This window comes from Mesorhizobium sp. L2C066B000, assembly GCF_000502335.1.
Classification (GTDB): Bacteria; Pseudomonadota; Alphaproteobacteria; order Rhizobiales; family Rhizobiaceae; genus Mesorhizobium.
Genome location: NZ_AYWZ01000008.1, coordinates 253234 through 267349, shown reverse-complemented (window position 1 = coordinate 267349; position 14116 = coordinate 253234). Strand labels below are relative to the sequence as shown.

The 14116-nt window shown below is 62.8% G+C and carries 18 protein-coding genes; 15 read left to right on the top strand and 3 right to left on the bottom strand.

The genetic code is table 11. The features are described 5' to 3' along the window. Positions 1 to 40 precede the first annotated feature (40 nt). Positions 41 to 1198, bottom strand: coding sequence for a hypothetical protein (locus X733_RS147500; protein ID WP_031193544.1), 1158 nt, complete (start codon positions 1196 to 1198; stop codon positions 41 to 43). Between the two features lie 182 nt (positions 1199 to 1380). Here X733_RS147500 and X733_RS147505 point away from each other — a divergent pair, with 182 nt between their 5' ends. From X733_RS147505 to X733_RS147520, 6 genes are all read left to right on the top strand, one after another. Next, positions 1381 to 1995, top strand: coding sequence for a hypothetical protein (locus tag X733_RS147505; RefSeq protein ID WP_023711922.1), 615 nt, complete (start codon positions 1381 to 1383; stop codon positions 1993 to 1995). A gap of 7 nt (positions 1996 to 2002) precedes the next feature. After that, positions 2003 to 2851 carry a 23S rRNA (adenine(2030)-N(6))-methyltransferase RlmJ gene (locus X733_RS147510; RefSeq protein WP_023684716.1) on the top strand — a complete coding sequence of 283 codons (849 nt, stop codon included), beginning with the start codon at positions 2003 to 2005 and terminating at the stop codon, positions 2849 to 2851. Positions 2852 to 3043: 192 nt separating this feature from the next. Next, positions 3044 to 3220 (top strand): hypothetical protein, encoded by a 177-nt coding sequence (locus X733_RS1000000170265; RefSeq protein WP_023819167.1) that lies wholly within the window; start codon positions 3044 to 3046, stop codon positions 3218 to 3220. Then, positions 3172 to 3519: a MarR family transcriptional regulator gene (locus tag X733_RS1000000168300; RefSeq protein WP_196813743.1), complete on the top strand. Its 348-nt coding sequence runs from the start codon at positions 3172 to 3174 to the stop codon at positions 3517 to 3519. Before X733_RS1000000170265 ends, X733_RS1000000168300 begins: the two co-directional genes overlap by 49 nt. Positions 3520 to 3589: 70 nt before the next feature. Beyond that, positions 3590 to 3988, top strand: coding sequence for a glyoxalase (locus tag X733_RS147515; RefSeq protein ID WP_023731121.1), 399 nt, complete (start codon positions 3590 to 3592; stop codon positions 3986 to 3988). A 155-nt stretch (positions 3989 to 4143) separates the two neighbouring features. Beyond that, the gene (locus X733_RS147520; protein WP_023711921.1) at positions 4144 to 4590 is read left to right on the top strand and encodes a hypothetical protein; all 447 of its coding nucleotides are present in this window, start codon (positions 4144 to 4146) and stop codon (positions 4588 to 4590) included. 96 nt (positions 4591 to 4686) lie between these two features. Here X733_RS147520 and X733_RS147525 read toward each other — a convergent pair whose 3' ends face one another. Then, positions 4687 to 5277 carry a TetR/AcrR family transcriptional regulator gene (locus X733_RS147525; RefSeq protein ID WP_023673456.1) on the bottom strand — a complete coding sequence of 197 codons (591 nt, stop codon included), beginning with the start codon at positions 5275 to 5277 and terminating at the stop codon, positions 4687 to 4689. 95 nt (positions 5278 to 5372) lie between these two features. Here X733_RS147525 and X733_RS147530 point away from each other — a divergent pair, with 95 nt between their 5' ends. The 3 genes from X733_RS147530 to X733_RS147540 all read left to right on the top strand — a co-directional run bounded on the left by X733_RS147530 (position 5373) and on the right by X733_RS147540 (position 7810). Further along, positions 5373 to 5900 (top strand): DinB family protein, encoded by a 528-nt coding sequence (locus X733_RS147530; RefSeq protein WP_023819166.1) that lies wholly within the window; start codon positions 5373 to 5375, stop codon positions 5898 to 5900. Between the two features lie 582 nt (positions 5901 to 6482). Further along, positions 6483 to 6872, top strand: coding sequence for a hypothetical protein (locus X733_RS1000000169655; protein ID WP_023742331.1), 390 nt, complete (start codon positions 6483 to 6485; stop codon positions 6870 to 6872). Between the two features lie 341 nt (positions 6873 to 7213). After that, entirely contained in the window at positions 7214 to 7810 is a 597-nt protein-coding gene (locus X733_RS147540; RefSeq protein WP_023689091.1) for a glutathione S-transferase family protein, read from the top strand. 63 nt (positions 7811 to 7873) lie between these two features. Here the strand turns inward: X733_RS147540 and X733_RS147545 are convergent, their stop codons facing one another. Beyond that, positions 7874 to 8524 (bottom strand): outer membrane protein, encoded by a 651-nt coding sequence (locus X733_RS147545; protein WP_023673452.1) that lies wholly within the window; start codon positions 8522 to 8524, stop codon positions 7874 to 7876. A gap of 411 nt (positions 8525 to 8935) precedes the next feature. On the opposite strand from X733_RS147545, the gene X733_RS147550 reads away from it, so the two are divergent. The 6 genes from X733_RS147550 to X733_RS147575 all read left to right on the top strand — a co-directional run bounded on the left by X733_RS147550 (position 8936) and on the right by X733_RS147575 (position 14113). Then, a complete protein-coding gene (locus X733_RS147550; protein WP_023819165.1) occupies positions 8936 to 9700 on the top strand; it encodes an SDR family oxidoreductase in 765 nt (254 codons plus the stop codon). Beyond that, entirely contained in the window at positions 9697 to 11772 is a 2076-nt protein-coding gene (gene uvrC / locus X733_RS147555) for an excinuclease ABC subunit UvrC (RefSeq protein ID WP_023819164.1), read from the top strand. Before X733_RS147550 ends, uvrC begins: the two co-directional genes overlap by 4 nt. A gap of 170 nt (positions 11773 to 11942) precedes the next feature. Then, complete coding sequence (gene pgsA, locus X733_RS147560) at positions 11943 to 12539, top strand: CDP-diacylglycerol--glycerol-3-phosphate 3-phosphatidyltransferase (RefSeq protein ID WP_023673449.1); 597 nt, start codon at positions 11943 to 11945, stop codon at positions 12537 to 12539. Between the two features lies 1 nt (position 12540). Further along, positions 12541 to 12798, top strand: a complete 258-nt coding sequence (moaD, locus tag X733_RS147565) for a molybdopterin converting factor subunit 1 (RefSeq protein WP_023673448.1) — start codon at positions 12541 to 12543, stop codon at positions 12796 to 12798. Positions 12799 to 12802: 4 nt separating this feature from the next. Next, positions 12803 to 13276 (top strand): molybdenum cofactor biosynthesis protein MoaE, encoded by a 474-nt coding sequence (locus X733_RS147570; protein WP_023673447.1) that lies wholly within the window; start codon positions 12803 to 12805, stop codon positions 13274 to 13276. A 69-nt stretch (positions 13277 to 13345) separates the two neighbouring features. Beyond that, positions 13346 to 14113, top strand: a complete 768-nt coding sequence (locus X733_RS147575; RefSeq protein ID WP_023814922.1) for a YbaY family lipoprotein — start codon at positions 13346 to 13348, stop codon at positions 14111 to 14113. Positions 14114 to 14116: the final 3 nt, after the last annotated feature.

Below are 14116 nucleotides of genomic sequence, written 5' to 3'. Positions count from 1 at the left end.
ACGCACTCAGCTGAAAACGGGAAGTTCCGCTTCAACTCGACTAGTCCTGCTCCGGCCCATTCCACTCGATATCGCGCGTCGACGCAGCCTGAAGGCTGATGCGCTGGCGCAGTGCTGTGCCGGCGATCTCGGCCAGCGTGCGCCACTGCGCCCGCTTCGGCGCGGGGTCGCCCGGCCAGTCGAGCAGCTCATCGGCATCGTGCATCGCCTGGCGAAAGCTGCCGAGACCACCGGAGCGCAGTGCCGCCGGCATCCCGTAGATCCACATCGCAAGCCTCACCGTCTGCGGCGCCGTCACGTCGGGCTTCACCTCGGCGCCATCCTCCAGGACCGCGTCGGCGAAGCGCCGCGGATCGCGAAAGAAGTGCAGGCCGCTCACGGCGCGCGGATTGCACTCCAGTGGCAGCACCCTGCCGTTGTTCTCGCGCATCAGGTCGAAGGATATCTGGCCGGTCCAGCCGGCGCCGGCGACGAAGGTTTCGACGAAGCGCCGCGCCGCGATATCCTCGACCGGCTCGAAACAGATGCCGGCGCCCTTGCCGGCGCGATAGAGCGAACGGTAGAGCGCCAGCGCTTTGAGTTCACCCTCGATCGCCACCGCATAGGCGCTGATCTCTTCACCGGTGATGTAGCGCTGCGCCACCCAAGGAGCGGCGGGCGAGGGGCGGACGGCGTCGAGTTCGTCCGGCGATGGCCGCAGCAGTACGTCACGGGCAAAACGCGACCACACCGGTTTGAACACCAATTCGCGCGATTGGCCACGAACGCCGTCGAGATCGGCCTCGCTTTGCAGCAGTATCGTTTCCGGCACGTCGAGCCCAAGGCTCTGCGCCAGCCGGATGAAGGCATGCTTGTCGTGAACGCGGGCGAGCATCGCCATCTCGGGTGCGAAGAGGCGGGCCGGCATGGCGCGGTGCTGCCAGAGACGACCGAGATAAAAGACTTCCTCGCAGGTCGGGATAACGAGTTCGATGCCTTCCGCGCGGACAAGCGCTTCCACCGCCTTGGCATAGGCGTCGGCGGCAAAGCGCGGCGGCGGCAGGCGATGGTAGGCGGCGCAGGCCGTGCTCGCTGCGGCGATCGGCCGGGCCGGGCTGTCGGCCAGGATCACCCGGCGACCGGCGCCATGCAGCAGCCGCGCCAGGTGCAGCGCCACCGGCGCGCGGGCACCGGTGATCAGCACGGTGCTATTGGGCATGAGCCACCGGCATCGGTTGGAAAAGACGAGTCGATGCTTCTGCGGAAGGCTTCATTCGCCATAAGTGCCACATGGCTTGCGTGCCGCCAACGGACTCCACAAAGGTGGCTCCGCTGCGTCAGCCATCGCTTTTTGGCCTTCAGGGCGTTATTGGCAATCTGTCGAACACCCGGATCTCCTCAATGCGCTTTCTGTTTGTCCTGATACTGCTTGCCGGCGCCGCCATTGGCTTCGTCTATCCCTGGGCCATGAGCAATTTCTCCGGCCACGAGATCGGCGCCTGGCGCGTCTACGACCAGGGACGGTTTAGGCCTGTGACGGTGACGCTGAAAGCTGGCGACGCGCCGGTCAGAGTGCTGGTCGACCTGAGGGCAAAGGCCGAGCGCATTGTCTCGCAGCAGCGCACCGTGCTGACGCTGACTGCCGCCACAGCCGGGCGCACGGTGCTTGCCTCGACGCTGCAATTCAACCACGCCGACAATCCGCGCCAGGTCAGCCCGCAACTGCCCGACAAGATCTTTCGCGACGAGGCCGGCGTGATCGAAACCGTCAGTCCCGGCGCCTATCTCTTCACCGCCGGCCCGGGCGACGCCGACGATATCCCGATACGCGCAGTGGATCTGATACTGCGCTCCGGCGCCGGTGAGATCGATCGACGCGCACGGCCGGTTGGCTATGGGCTGATGGCCGTCGGCCTGATCGGCTTCCTGCTTACTCTGGCTTTCGGCGGTCGCCGGCCGGAGAACCCGAACTCGAAGCCGCCACCGCCGCGTTGGGGCAGAGGCTCCTCGACATGAGCGCGGCATGAACTACCGTCACGCCTATCACGCCGGCAATTTCGCCGACGTCGTCAAGCATGTCGTGCTCAGCCTTCTGCTCGACTATCTGAAGCAGAAGGACAAAGCGTTCCGTGTCGTCGACACTCATGCCGGCATTGGCCGCTACGATCTTTCGTCGGCGGAAGCGCAAAAGACCGGCGAATGGCAAGGCGGCATCGGCCGCCTCATCCACGCCCCGATCGAAAAATCGGCGGCTGCGCTGCTTGCCCCCTATCTTGAAGCGGTGCGTTCGCTCAATCCCGATGGCGGGGTGAAGAAATATCCGGGCTCGCCATTGATCGCCAGGCACCTCATGCGAAAGCAGGACCGGTTGTCGGCGATCGAACTGCACGGCGCAGATGCCGCCAGGCTGAAGACGCTGTTTGCCGGCGATTTCCAGACAAGGGTGATCGAACTCGACGGCTGGCTGGCGCTTGGCGCGCATCTGCCGCCAAAGGAAAAGCGCGGCCTGGTGCTGATCGATCCGCCGTTCGAGGAAGCCGGCGAATTCGACCGCCTGGTCGACGGCATGCAGAAAGCGCACAGGCGCTGGCCGGGTGGCATCTACGCGCTGTGGTATCCGATCAAGGATCGCAAAGCGATCATCGCCTTCCGCAAGGCGCTCAAGCAATCCGGCGTCCCAAAGTTGCTCGACATCGAGTTCGAGATCCGGCCGGCATCGCGTGAACCAAGCCTCGACGGCAGCGGCATGGTGGTGGTCAACCCGCCCTTCACGCTGGAGCGCGAACTGCGCATCGTGCTGCCGGTCCTGCACAGATTGCTGGCGGTCGAAAAGCCGGCGCACTGGTCGCTGGAATGGCTGGCCGGGGAGTAGCGACGCTTCGCAGCGGGCGACGCCCGCGGCAAAGACACAAAGTCGCTAGAGGTTTTGACGGTGGCGCCATCCGCGAATGCTCAGCTGTGTTCAACGAACCGAAACCATGGAGATGCACATCTAATCGGCTCGGCGTTGACGCTAATCCCAGAATCAGATACATAGATATCTAATTATTAGATTTCGAATCGAATGCCAAGATCGACAGAAGAGGAACTGGTCAACGCGATAGGCTTCGCGATGTCGCGCTGGCAGGATGCCGTCGAAACGTTCTATGGGACCGTCGCCGAAATCTATGTGCTGAGCGCTGCCGAGCGCCGCTGTCTCGGTGCGATCAATCACGGCCGGCGGGGCCGGCAAACCTCGTAGCGAGGGAGACAAATCTCACGCCGGCGGCGGTCACGACGTTGATCGACCGGCTGGAAAAGCGCGGCTTCGTCAGCCGTCAGCCGGATCCCGATGACAGGCGCAAGGTCATGGTCGCGGCGGGCAAGAAGACCGAGGAACTCGTCCGGCGCTGCTACCATCCGATCCTCGAGGCGGGCGCCGCATTGCTGGAGAATATTCGGCGGCCGAGATGCAGTTTTTGCTCGGCTTATCAAGAGGTCGAAGCGATGCAGAAGGCGCAGACCGAGAGGGTGCGCGGCAAAGCAAAACCGGTGCGTTGAGAGAAGGCATCGGAGGATGGTCCGGCGAAACGCCGGTCCGGTTTCAAGTGTGTACTGTCAAGGAGACCCTATGCCCCGCATGATCTTCGTCAACCTGCCCGTCGCCGATCTCGCTGCGTCGATGGCATTCTACAAAGCCCTCGGCTTCGACAACAACCCGCACTTCACCGACGACACCGCAGCCTGCATGGTGCTGAGCGAAACGATCAACGTCATGCTGCTCACCCACGCCAAATGGCGTCAGTTCACCGATCGCCCCATCCCGCCGGCCACCTCGAGCGAGGTCATGCTTGCCGTGTCCTGCGACAGCCGCGCGGCGGTCGATGCGATGAACGAGGCGGCGGCGAAAAATGGCGGCGCCGCCGACATTAACGCCCAACAGGATTATGGCTTCATGTACAATCGCAGCCTGGCAAGGCTGAACCGGGTTTCGGCGGCCCGCCGGCCATGGGCAGGCCGCTTTTCCTAATGGGCAAGGCGAGCTTTTTCGAAGGTCAGGACGTGGTTTCGCAGCTTCGCACCGGCAAAACCGGTTGCGGAGCGGGAAACCATCGTCAGGGCGACCGCTTGACCGCGCGCCGCCGAATCCGCAAAGTGGGCGCAGTCGACCTTTGAGAGGCTGCCATGACTCGCTTTGCCAAATCCGCTGTTGCTGCCCTGATTTCGCTTTGCACGCCGCTGGCCGCACCCTTTGGCCAGCCAGCGCAGGCCGCCGATCTTTCCGTCTATTCCGACGAGGACAGCGGCGTTTGCGGCGAGGCCTGGGTGCTAAGCAAAATCTCCAGCCGCTTCTCCTACCAGGTGCATCACGTGCCGCATCTGCCGGATGTTTCGATCACCGATTTCCAACGCATCCACCAGCATCGCTATCTCCCGGCCAGCGAAGAATGGCCGATCGGCCGCCGCTATTGCGGCGCCACCGTCAGCCTTTCCGACGGCCGCGCCCGCACCATCTGGTACTTGATCGAGGAAGGCCAGGGTTTTGCCTCGATCGGCGACAATGTCGAATTCTGCGTCTCGGGCTTCGACCGCTGGATGGTCTACAACGGCCGCTGCCGCGTCCTGCGCTAAGGTCGGATAAGAACCGCCGTTGCACCTGCCATCTCCTGCAAGGGGGAGATCTGATGTCGCTCCGGTTTCGCCAATCTCCGAACTGCTGCCGCTGCCTCACATCGCCTTCCCACCAGATACGTAAGCGCAGATCAGCTCGACCAACTGCTTCTGCAGTTCCGGCGCGTCGAGCATGTCTCGCCGCGCGGCATTGTGGATGACGCCCTCGACCGCTGAGGACAGCACCCGGGCCACGGTCTCATTGTCCTTTCTGCGCCTGCGATATTGCGCCACCGCCGCCGTGTAGTGATCCAGATAGCGCGACTGGAACGAGGCATGGGCGGCGCGTGAGCCGCGATCGCCCGGCGCCTCGTCGAGCAGCACCTGATGCAGCGTCGGATGGATGCTGTGCGCATCGATCATGCCGCGCACCAGCTCCTGCGCGAATCGCTTGAGCGGCTTGTCGCCTTCTGCTGATTCGGCGATCACCGACAGCACCTGATCGAAATGTCGCCGGCGAATTGCTTCGACCAGCGACAGCTTGTCGGGAAAATATTGATAGAGCGAGCCGATGCTGACGCCGGCCGCATCGGCCACCTTGTTGGTGGTGAAGCCGGCCCAGCCGAGCGCGCTCAGAACATGAGCACCGGCTTCGATGAGCGCCTCGACCGTCGCTCTCGAACGCGCCTGGCGCGGCTGCTTGCGCATGCGTGAGCGCGGCTTTGCAATGCGAGTAGACATGTCTGCTCCAGCAGCCAAGAATATAGATAACATACTCACATTTTTTGCAAAGGATATAGACCATGGACGCGCTGGATTTGCTCCGCAACCTCTTCGTTTATCAAGCCTGGGCGAATGGTGAATTGCTGGAGAAGCTTGCGGGCCTCGACCAGCAGGAGCATATCGATCAGCGCCACACGGCGACCCGTCTCATCAACCACAACCTTGTCGTATCGAAGATATTCGCCGCGCATCTTTCCGGCACGCGTCATGGCTATGCGTCCGACAACACCGAGGACACACCGGCACTCGATGAATTGAGCGCTGATGTCGCTGCGATGGATCGTTGGTATCTCGACTATATCGAAGCCGTCTCGCCAAAGCTCATGTCAGAGTCTGTGCCTTTCACCTTCACCGACGGCGACAGGGCGATGATGTCACGCCAGGAAATGCTGACACATGTCGTCACGCAGGGCGGCTATCACCGCGGCGAGATCGGGCGGATCCTGATGCAGATCGGAATTGCGCCGCCGTGGGATACGTTTGCCGTCCACCTCCACCACGCCGAGCCTTCGCGCCGGCTGCAGGTGCGCGAGCGGGTTGGCGCTTAGGGGCCTGCACCCCTTGGCTTCCAAGGGATCGCGGCTTCCCGGGAGGAGGATTCCCCTATCTTTCGTTTCCCATTTCCGTTGGGCATCTCTTGCGCCGAAGCTGGCGATCTCCCTTCTCGTCTGGGAGACGTCCGACACACAACAGGCTGTCCTTCAAGTGCTGTCTTTCCTGGCTTTCATCCAACCACTTTCGATATACGAGCAAAAAGCTCGTGTTTAGTTTAGTGCTGTTCCTGCAACCGTGGGGATGAAGCAAGATCAGCCTCTGCGGTGCGATGATTGTTGCCATCCGATAGGTCGCCGATGACCGCGTGAGATCGACGGCGTTGCAAGAGAATGTGAGCTTGACGAAAAGATCGTGTGAGTCTCGATATCAGAGATTTCTCTCGCAACAGTTCGCTGCGAAGCGGGAAGAGTCTTTGCCGATTTCTGTGCCGATCATTGCGATAATGCTCTCAGCGTAACCGAAACTTAATTTGCGAAATTCTATGTAATGCTTCGCTGGCTAGATACGCACGAGTCAGATATGCATTAGCTCGCCGGGTCACTCACGGCCATTGGCACAAACGCAAGGGGCATCGCATGGCAAAGACCACGACGAAGGCGCCGGCGGCGAAAGCGCCGGCAAAGAAAGCGGCACCGAAAGCTGCCGCGAAACCTGCAGCAGTAAAGAAGGCAGCACCGAAGGCAGCGGCAAAGCCGGCCGCCAAGGCAGCGGCAAAGCCGGCAGCTAAGGCAGTTGCAAAACCCGCCGCCAAGGCAGCAGCGAAACCCGCCGCCAAGAAGCCGGCCGCCAAGGCTGTGGCGAAGCCTGCTGCGAAGGCAGCAGCCAAGCCCGCCGCCAAGAAGCCGGCAGCCAAGACAGCGGCAAAACCCGCCGCCAAGGCTCCGATGAAGGCCGCCGCCGCCAAGTCGACGGCAGCTGTGAAGAAGGCTGCACCGGCCAAAAAGCCAGCCGCCAAGAAGAAGTAACAGCGGACCATCTCAAAGCTCCCGGGAACTTTGCCGACTGGCAGATTCCCGGGAGCTTTTTTGTTGTGATTTAGGTCTTGTTTTGATGCATGTCGTTCTCTCGAAATTGACGCCACTTCTGTGAGACATGCATTGGCGATTTCATTGTCGGCGGATTGGCCGCCTGGTTTTGCCCTTCTGGCAGTTGCTCCCTCAGGGAAGATCGGCCAACACTAAGGCGGTCGCATCCGATGGGGTTCAGGCGACGCGCTCTAGACCTTTGTTTTACGCGCGTCGTTCTCAAGACCGGAGCCGCATTGTTGAGCGACATGCACTGGCCGTCCGAAAACAGGGAACCGATCATGCCGAAGCTGCTCTACGCGTCCTCATCCCCCTACAGTTCCAAGGTGCGCATGGCAGCACTCCATGCCGGCATTGCCGTCGAACTGGTGCCGGTCAAGACCGAGGACAAGCCTGCTGAACTGATGTCAGCCAATCCTCTCGGCAAGATTCCGGTGCTGGTGCTCGACGACGGCCGCTCGATCCACGACAGCCGCGCCATCACCCAGCATCTCAACCGCGCTTCGAAGAGCCTGTTGTTGCCGCGCAATGCCGACAAGCGCCTCGAGGCCGAAGTGCTGGAGGCGCTGGCCGACGGCATATGCGACTGCGCGCTGTCGATGGTCTATGAGCGGCGCACGCGTCCGGAGGAGATGGTCTATCAACCCTGGCTCGATCGCCAGTGGACCAAGATCACCGCCGCACTCGATTTCCTCAACGCCAATCCGCCGAAGCTGCCGAAGAAGATCACGCTTGGCCAGTTGGCGTTGCGTGCCTGCCTCGGCTACCTCTCTCTGCGCTTCGCCGGCAAATGGGAAAAGGGCCGCGGCCGCCTGACCCGCTGGGCAGCGCGTTTCGATGAGAAGTTTCCGGGGCTGAAGGTGGCTGTGCCGGCCTGACGGGCGAAACAAAAAAAGCCGGGCGCGAGGCCCGGCTTTCTTGTGTCGTGGCTTGAACGACAGTTAGAACTTCATACCGACGCCGAAGGTGACGCGGTTGTCGCTCTCTTTGACCTTGGTGCCGACACTGTCGAAGCTCTTGGAACCGAAGTCGGTGTAGCGGTACTCGACACGGCCGAACACATTGTCGGTGATCTTGATGTCGGTGCCGACGCCGGCGGTCCAGCCGAGCATGGTGTTGCTGTCGCTGTCGCCGGGGACCGAGACCTTCTGGTTCTTCAGGGCGCCGCCGCCGGTGCCGTAGAGCAGGATTTCCGGGGTCACGGCGTAACCCAGACGGGCGCGCAGAGAGCCTTCGAAGCCGCCCTTGGAATTGACGCCGCCGCTGTCACCCTTGACGCCATTGTAGCCGAGATCGGCTTCAGCACCGTACACGAAGTTTTCCTGCTGCCACTGGTAGCCGCCGAAAACGCCGCCGACAAAGCCCTTGGTCTTGATGTCGGGGCCGCCGTCCTGGACTTTGGCATGACCGCTGAAGCCGTAGCCGGCGCTGAGACCGGCATACGGGCCGGCCCAGGAAGCGACGGGGAGCTCGGCGATCGGGGCCGGCGCCGGGGGCTCTTCCGAGACGACATCGGCAGCAAAAGCGGTACCGCTGAGGGCGAAGAGCCCGAGCGCAACCGCGAGCGGCGCGAATTTGAGATTGGTTTGCATTGTTGTTTACTCCTTAAGCCACAAGACACGTAGGCTTGTTTGTCCTGAGCGCCATCAACCCGTCCGGGGGGTGAAACGGATCTGGCACTCAACGGTTCCGAATGTCGTGTCAAAATGCGGCGGCAGCGAACCTGAAAATGGGTCATTCCCCGGCACGAATGAGGCCGAAGCTTGACGTTGCATCTTCGCAACAGCGAAATGTCAGTACGCAGGCGATGCTGCACTGCACTCGGCTTGGTGCAACGGGTTCAGCGTCCTATATTGCGGTCCTGCCGACCCGAATCCGGGGCGGTGCCGGCGGCGAAAAAGCCGTTTCGCCACATTCCTGCCCCAGGTGGAAACGGCATTTAACCCCTGGACGCGTCACAATGTGCCGCCAGCCGAATTGAGGCGCAGATTGAGGATTGACAGATGATCGAAGCCGCCGGAACGGCGCTGGTGACGGGCGGGGGGAAGCGGATCGGCAAGGCGATCGTCGAGGATCTGGCCGCGCACGGTTTTGCCGTCGCCATCCACGCCAACCGCTCGACCGCCGAGGCCGACGCGCTGGCTGCGAACATCAGGGACGGAGGCGGCCGCGCCGGCGCGGTAGCCGCCGATCTGACCGACATGGATGCGGTTGGCGATCTCGTCGGCCGCGCCGCGGCAGCGCTCGGCCCGGTCACGCTTCTTGTCAACAATGCGTCGCTGTTCGTCGACGATAGCGTCGAGGACTTCGACTGGGCGGCATGGGACCTTCACTTCGCCATCCATGTGAAGACGCCGGCGCTGTTGGCGCAAAACTTCGCCCGCGCCTTGCCGCCAGGGCAGGAGGGGCTGATCGTCAACATCATCGACCAGCGCGTCTGGCGGCCGACGCCGCGCTATTTCTCTTATGCGCTGTCGAAGTCGGCCTTGTGGACGCAGACCGAAATGCTGGCACAGGCGCTCGGTCCGCGCATCCGCGTCAACGCCATCGGTCCCGGTCCGACTCTGAAGAATACGCGCCAGGACGATGATGATTTCCAGAAGCAGGTCGATGGCCTGATTCTGAAGCGCGGCCCGCAATTGGCCGAATTCGGCGCCACCATTCGCTATCTCTGGGATGCGCGCTCGGTGACCGGCCAGATGATCGCGCTCGACGGCGGCCAGCATCTTGCATGGCAGACGCCGGATGTGACAGGCATGGTGGAATGAGTCCCGCAGACCAGAAACACAAGACGCGCGCCGGCGCCGCTGACGATATGCCGCCCGACATCGACCTTGAGGATGAGGCGGTCGAGGAGATCGTCGAGCCCGAGGCCACCGGGCCCGATGTCGCCTTCACCGCGATAGACTGGGCGCCGCATGCCGGCGACGCCGACGGCATGGTCGGCGCCGAGGTCATCCAGACACTGGTCAAGCGGCTGCCCAATGCGCCCGGCGTCTACCGCATGATGAACGCCGCCGGCGACGTGCTTTATGTCGGCAAGGCGCGCAGCCTGAAGAAGCGGGTGACCAACTACGCGCAAGGCCGGTTCCACACCGCCCGCATCGGCCGCATGGTGCGCGAGACATCGACGATGGAGTTCGTCGTCACCCGCACCGAAATCGAAGCGCTGCTGCTCGAGGCCAATCTCATCAAGCGCTTGCGGCCGCGTTTCAATGTGCTGATGCGGGACGACAAGTCGTTCCCTTACATCCTGTTGACCGGCGATCACATCTCGCCCGGCATCTACAAGCATCGCGGTGCGCGCTCGCGCAAGGGCGACTATTTCGGACCTTTTGCGTCGGCCGGCGCGGTCGGGCGCACCATCAATTCGCTGCAGCGCGCCTTCCTGCTCAGGAGCTGCACCAACTCCTTTTACGAAAACCGCACCCGGCCGTGCCTGCTCTACCAGATCAAGCGCTGTGCCGGTCCCTGCACCGGCGAAATTTCGCATAGCGACTATGCCGAGCTGGTCAGCGAGGCGAAGGATTTTCTGTCGGGCCGCAGCCAGAAGGTGAAGACCGAAATCTCTGCCGCCATGCAGCAGGCCTCGCAGGAGCTTGATTTCGAGCGCGCCGCCATTTATCGCGACCGGCTGGCAGCGCTATCGCATGTGCAGAGCCATCAGGGCATCAACCCGGCCACGGTCGATGAGGCCGATGTCTTTGCCATCCATCAGGAGGGCGGCCAGGTCTGTATCCAGGTGTTTTTCTTCCGCACCGGCCAGAACTGGGGCAACCGCGCCTATTTCCCCAAGGCCGATCCGGCACTGGAGGGGGCGGAAGTGCTGGGCTCGTTCCTGGCGCAGTTCTATGACGACAAGCCGACGCCACGGAACATTCTTCTGTCGCGAGGCGTCCAGGATCAGGAACTGCTGGCCGAAGCGCTGTCCACCCGCGCCGGCCGTAAAGTGTCGATCTCGGTGCCGCAGCGCGGCGAGAAGAAGGATTTGACCGACAACGCGCTGCAGAATGCCCGCGAGGCGCTCGGCCGCCGGCTGGCCGAAACCTCCACGCAAGGCCGGTTGCTCGCCGGCTTTGCCGAGACCTTCGGCCTGCCCAAGCCGCCGGTGCGCATCGAGGTCTACGACAATTCGCACATTATGGGCACCAACGCCGTTGGCGCCATGGTCGTCGCCGGGCCGGAAGGGTTTGTGAAGAACCAGTACCGCAAATTCAACATCCGCTCGACCGAGATCACGCCCGGTGACGATTTCGGCATGATGCGCGAGGTGATGGAACGGCGCTTTTCGCGGCTGCTGAAGGAACATGGCGATGTCGTTCCCGACGACGCGGCAGCCGGTGGAGCAGGCGACGACATCGAGGAAGACATCTCCGGCAGCTTCCCGGCCTGGCCCGACGTCATCCTGATCGATGGCGGCCAGGGCCAGATGAGCGCGGTGCGCAAGATCCTCGCCGACCTCGGCATCGAGGATCGCGTGGCGGCCATCGGCATCGCCAAGGGCCAGGACCGCGATGCCGGCCGCGAGCGTTTCTTCGTCAGAGGCAGGGACTCGTTTTCGCTGCCCGTCCGCGATCCCGTGCTCTATTTCGTCCAGCGGCTGCGCGACGAGGTGCATCGCTTCGCCATCGGTTCGCACCGCGCGCGGCGCAAGAAGGAATTGGTCAAGAGCCCGCTCGACGAGATCGCCGGCATCGGTCCCGGTCGCAAGCGCGCGCTGCTGCTGGCCTTCGGCACTGCCAAGGCGGTCAGCCGCGCGGCAGTCGAGGATCTGGTCAAGGTCGACGGTATTTCAGAGCAGGTCGCCAAGCTCGTCTACAATCATTTCCATGAGAGCTGAGCGCCGGTGACGCCGCTGTCCCGATCAAATGGCCGCAGCCGTTCTTTTCTCGCAGGCCACTCGAATCCCGGCAATCGCGCGCTATTTTCGTCTGGCCAATCGAATCTCGCCTGTTGACCCCCTACATCCGGTTCTGATTTGAGTACGCAGGCAGAAAGAGTCCCTGAGATATGGCCAAGCGCGCGTTCAACCTGCCCAACATGCTTACCTATGCCCGCATCGTCGCGGTGCCGCTGGTGGTGCTGTGCTTTTTTCTCGAGGGGCATCTGAAATCGAGCGACTTCGCCCGCTGGTCGGCGTTGATCATCTTCCTGCTGGCTTCGATCACCGACTATCTCGACGGCTATCTGGCGCGCGCCTGGCAGCAGACGTCCAACATCGGCAAGATGCTGGACCCGATCGCCGATAAACTGCTGGTCGCCACCTGCCTGCTGCTGCTCGCCGCCGATACCGACCGCCATGCCGGCATCGCAGGCTGGTCGCTGTGGGCGGCAATCATCATCCTGTGCCGCGAAATCCTGGTTTCGGGGCTGCGCGAATATTTGGCGGCATTGAAAGTCTCGGTGCCGGTGACGCAGCTCGCCAAATGGAAGACCGCCATCCAGATGGTCGCCATCGCCTTCCTGCTGGCTGGGCCTGCCGGCGACAAGATCTTCCCGCTGACCACGCAGACCGGACTGGTGCTGCTGTGGATCGCAGCCCTCGTCACGCTCTACACCGGCTACGACTATTTCCGCGCCGGCCTCAAGCACATCATGGACGAGTGAGATGATCACCCGGCTCATTTATTTCGCCTGGGTGCGCGAACGGATCGGCAAGCCGGAAGAGGATGTCGAACTGCCCGCCGGTATCGAGACGGTGGCCGACCTCCTGCGCTGGCTGAAATCGCGTGGCGAGGAATATGAGCACGCGCTGCAATATCCTGATGTGATCCGCGTCGCCATCAACCAGGAACATGTCGAGCATCGCGAGAAGATAGCCGGCGCGCGCGAGATCGCGCTGTTTCCGCCGATGACCGGGGGCTGACACCATGTCCGGCGCGCCGACGGTGCGCATCCAGCGCGACGATTTCGACGTTGCCGCCGAGATCGCGAAACTGACCGGGGGTCGCGCCGACATCGGCGCCGTGGTGTCCTTCTCAGGACTTTGCCGCGACGAGCAGGGCCAGCTGTCGGCGCTGGAACTCGAGCACTATCCAGGCATGGCCGAGGCCGAAATCAGCCGGATCGCCGGCGAGGCGCTTCAGCGCTGGCCGTTGCAAGGCCTGACCGTCATCCATCGCCACGGCAAGATCGCACCGGGCGAAAACATCGTGCTGGTGGTGGCGGCGTCCTCGCACCGGCAGGCGGCGTTCGAAGCGGCCAATTTCCTGATGGATTTCCTGAAATCGCGTGCACCCTTCTGGAAGAAGGAGCACCGCGTGGACGGCACCGATGGCGGCTGGGTCGAGGCCAAGGACGCCGACGACCAGGCTGCGGCGCGCTGGAAGGCGCGGCCCGAATAAATCTCGGCGCAGCCATGTATTGACCGCATTCCCTTGGCCAAATCGCATCGGCAAAAAGGGAGCAAGGGCATGCTGGACAGGATCGCCGAATTCTTCGTCTTCGGTTTTGTGCCGCTGGTTATCGGCGTTCTGGCCGTTCCCGAGCCTTCCGTCGCCGCCGAGAAAACCCTGAAGGGCGAGGTGATGTATCGCGAGCGCATCGCGCTGCCGCCCAACGCCGTGCTGTCGGTTCAACTTGCCGATGTATCGCTGGCCGATGCGCCGGCCGCCATTGTCGGCGAGCGCAAGGTAGCGCCGGCCGGCCAGGTGCCGATCAAGTTCGAGATCAGCTTCGATCCAACGGTGATCCGGCCCAACATGACCTATGCGCTGCAGGCGCGCATCACCGCCGACGACAAGCTGCTGTTCGTCACGGACTCGCGCTATCAGGTCGATCCGCTCAGCGAGGCGCCGCAGGCCATTGTGCTGAAAATGGTGGCGCCGAGCGACAAGCCGACCTCGGCCTCGCTGTTCGGCCAGAGCTGGCTAGTCGAATATATCGACGGTATCGGCGTGATTTCGGAGCCGCAGGCGACGTTCCGGGTCAGCGAAGCCGGCAAGGCGGGCGGCAGCGGCCCGTGCAACGCCTATTTCGCCACCGCCAAGGTCGATGGCGAGACCATCGTCATCAGCGACATCGGCTCGACCTACAAGGCCTGCGCGCCGGAGATCATGGCCGAGGAAAAGGCGCTGTTCGAGGCGCTCGCCAAGGCGGCGTCATACCGTGTCGATGGCGGCAAGCTGATCATCGCCGACAAGGACGGCCACGACATCTTGCGCTTCAACGCAGCGAGCTAAGAA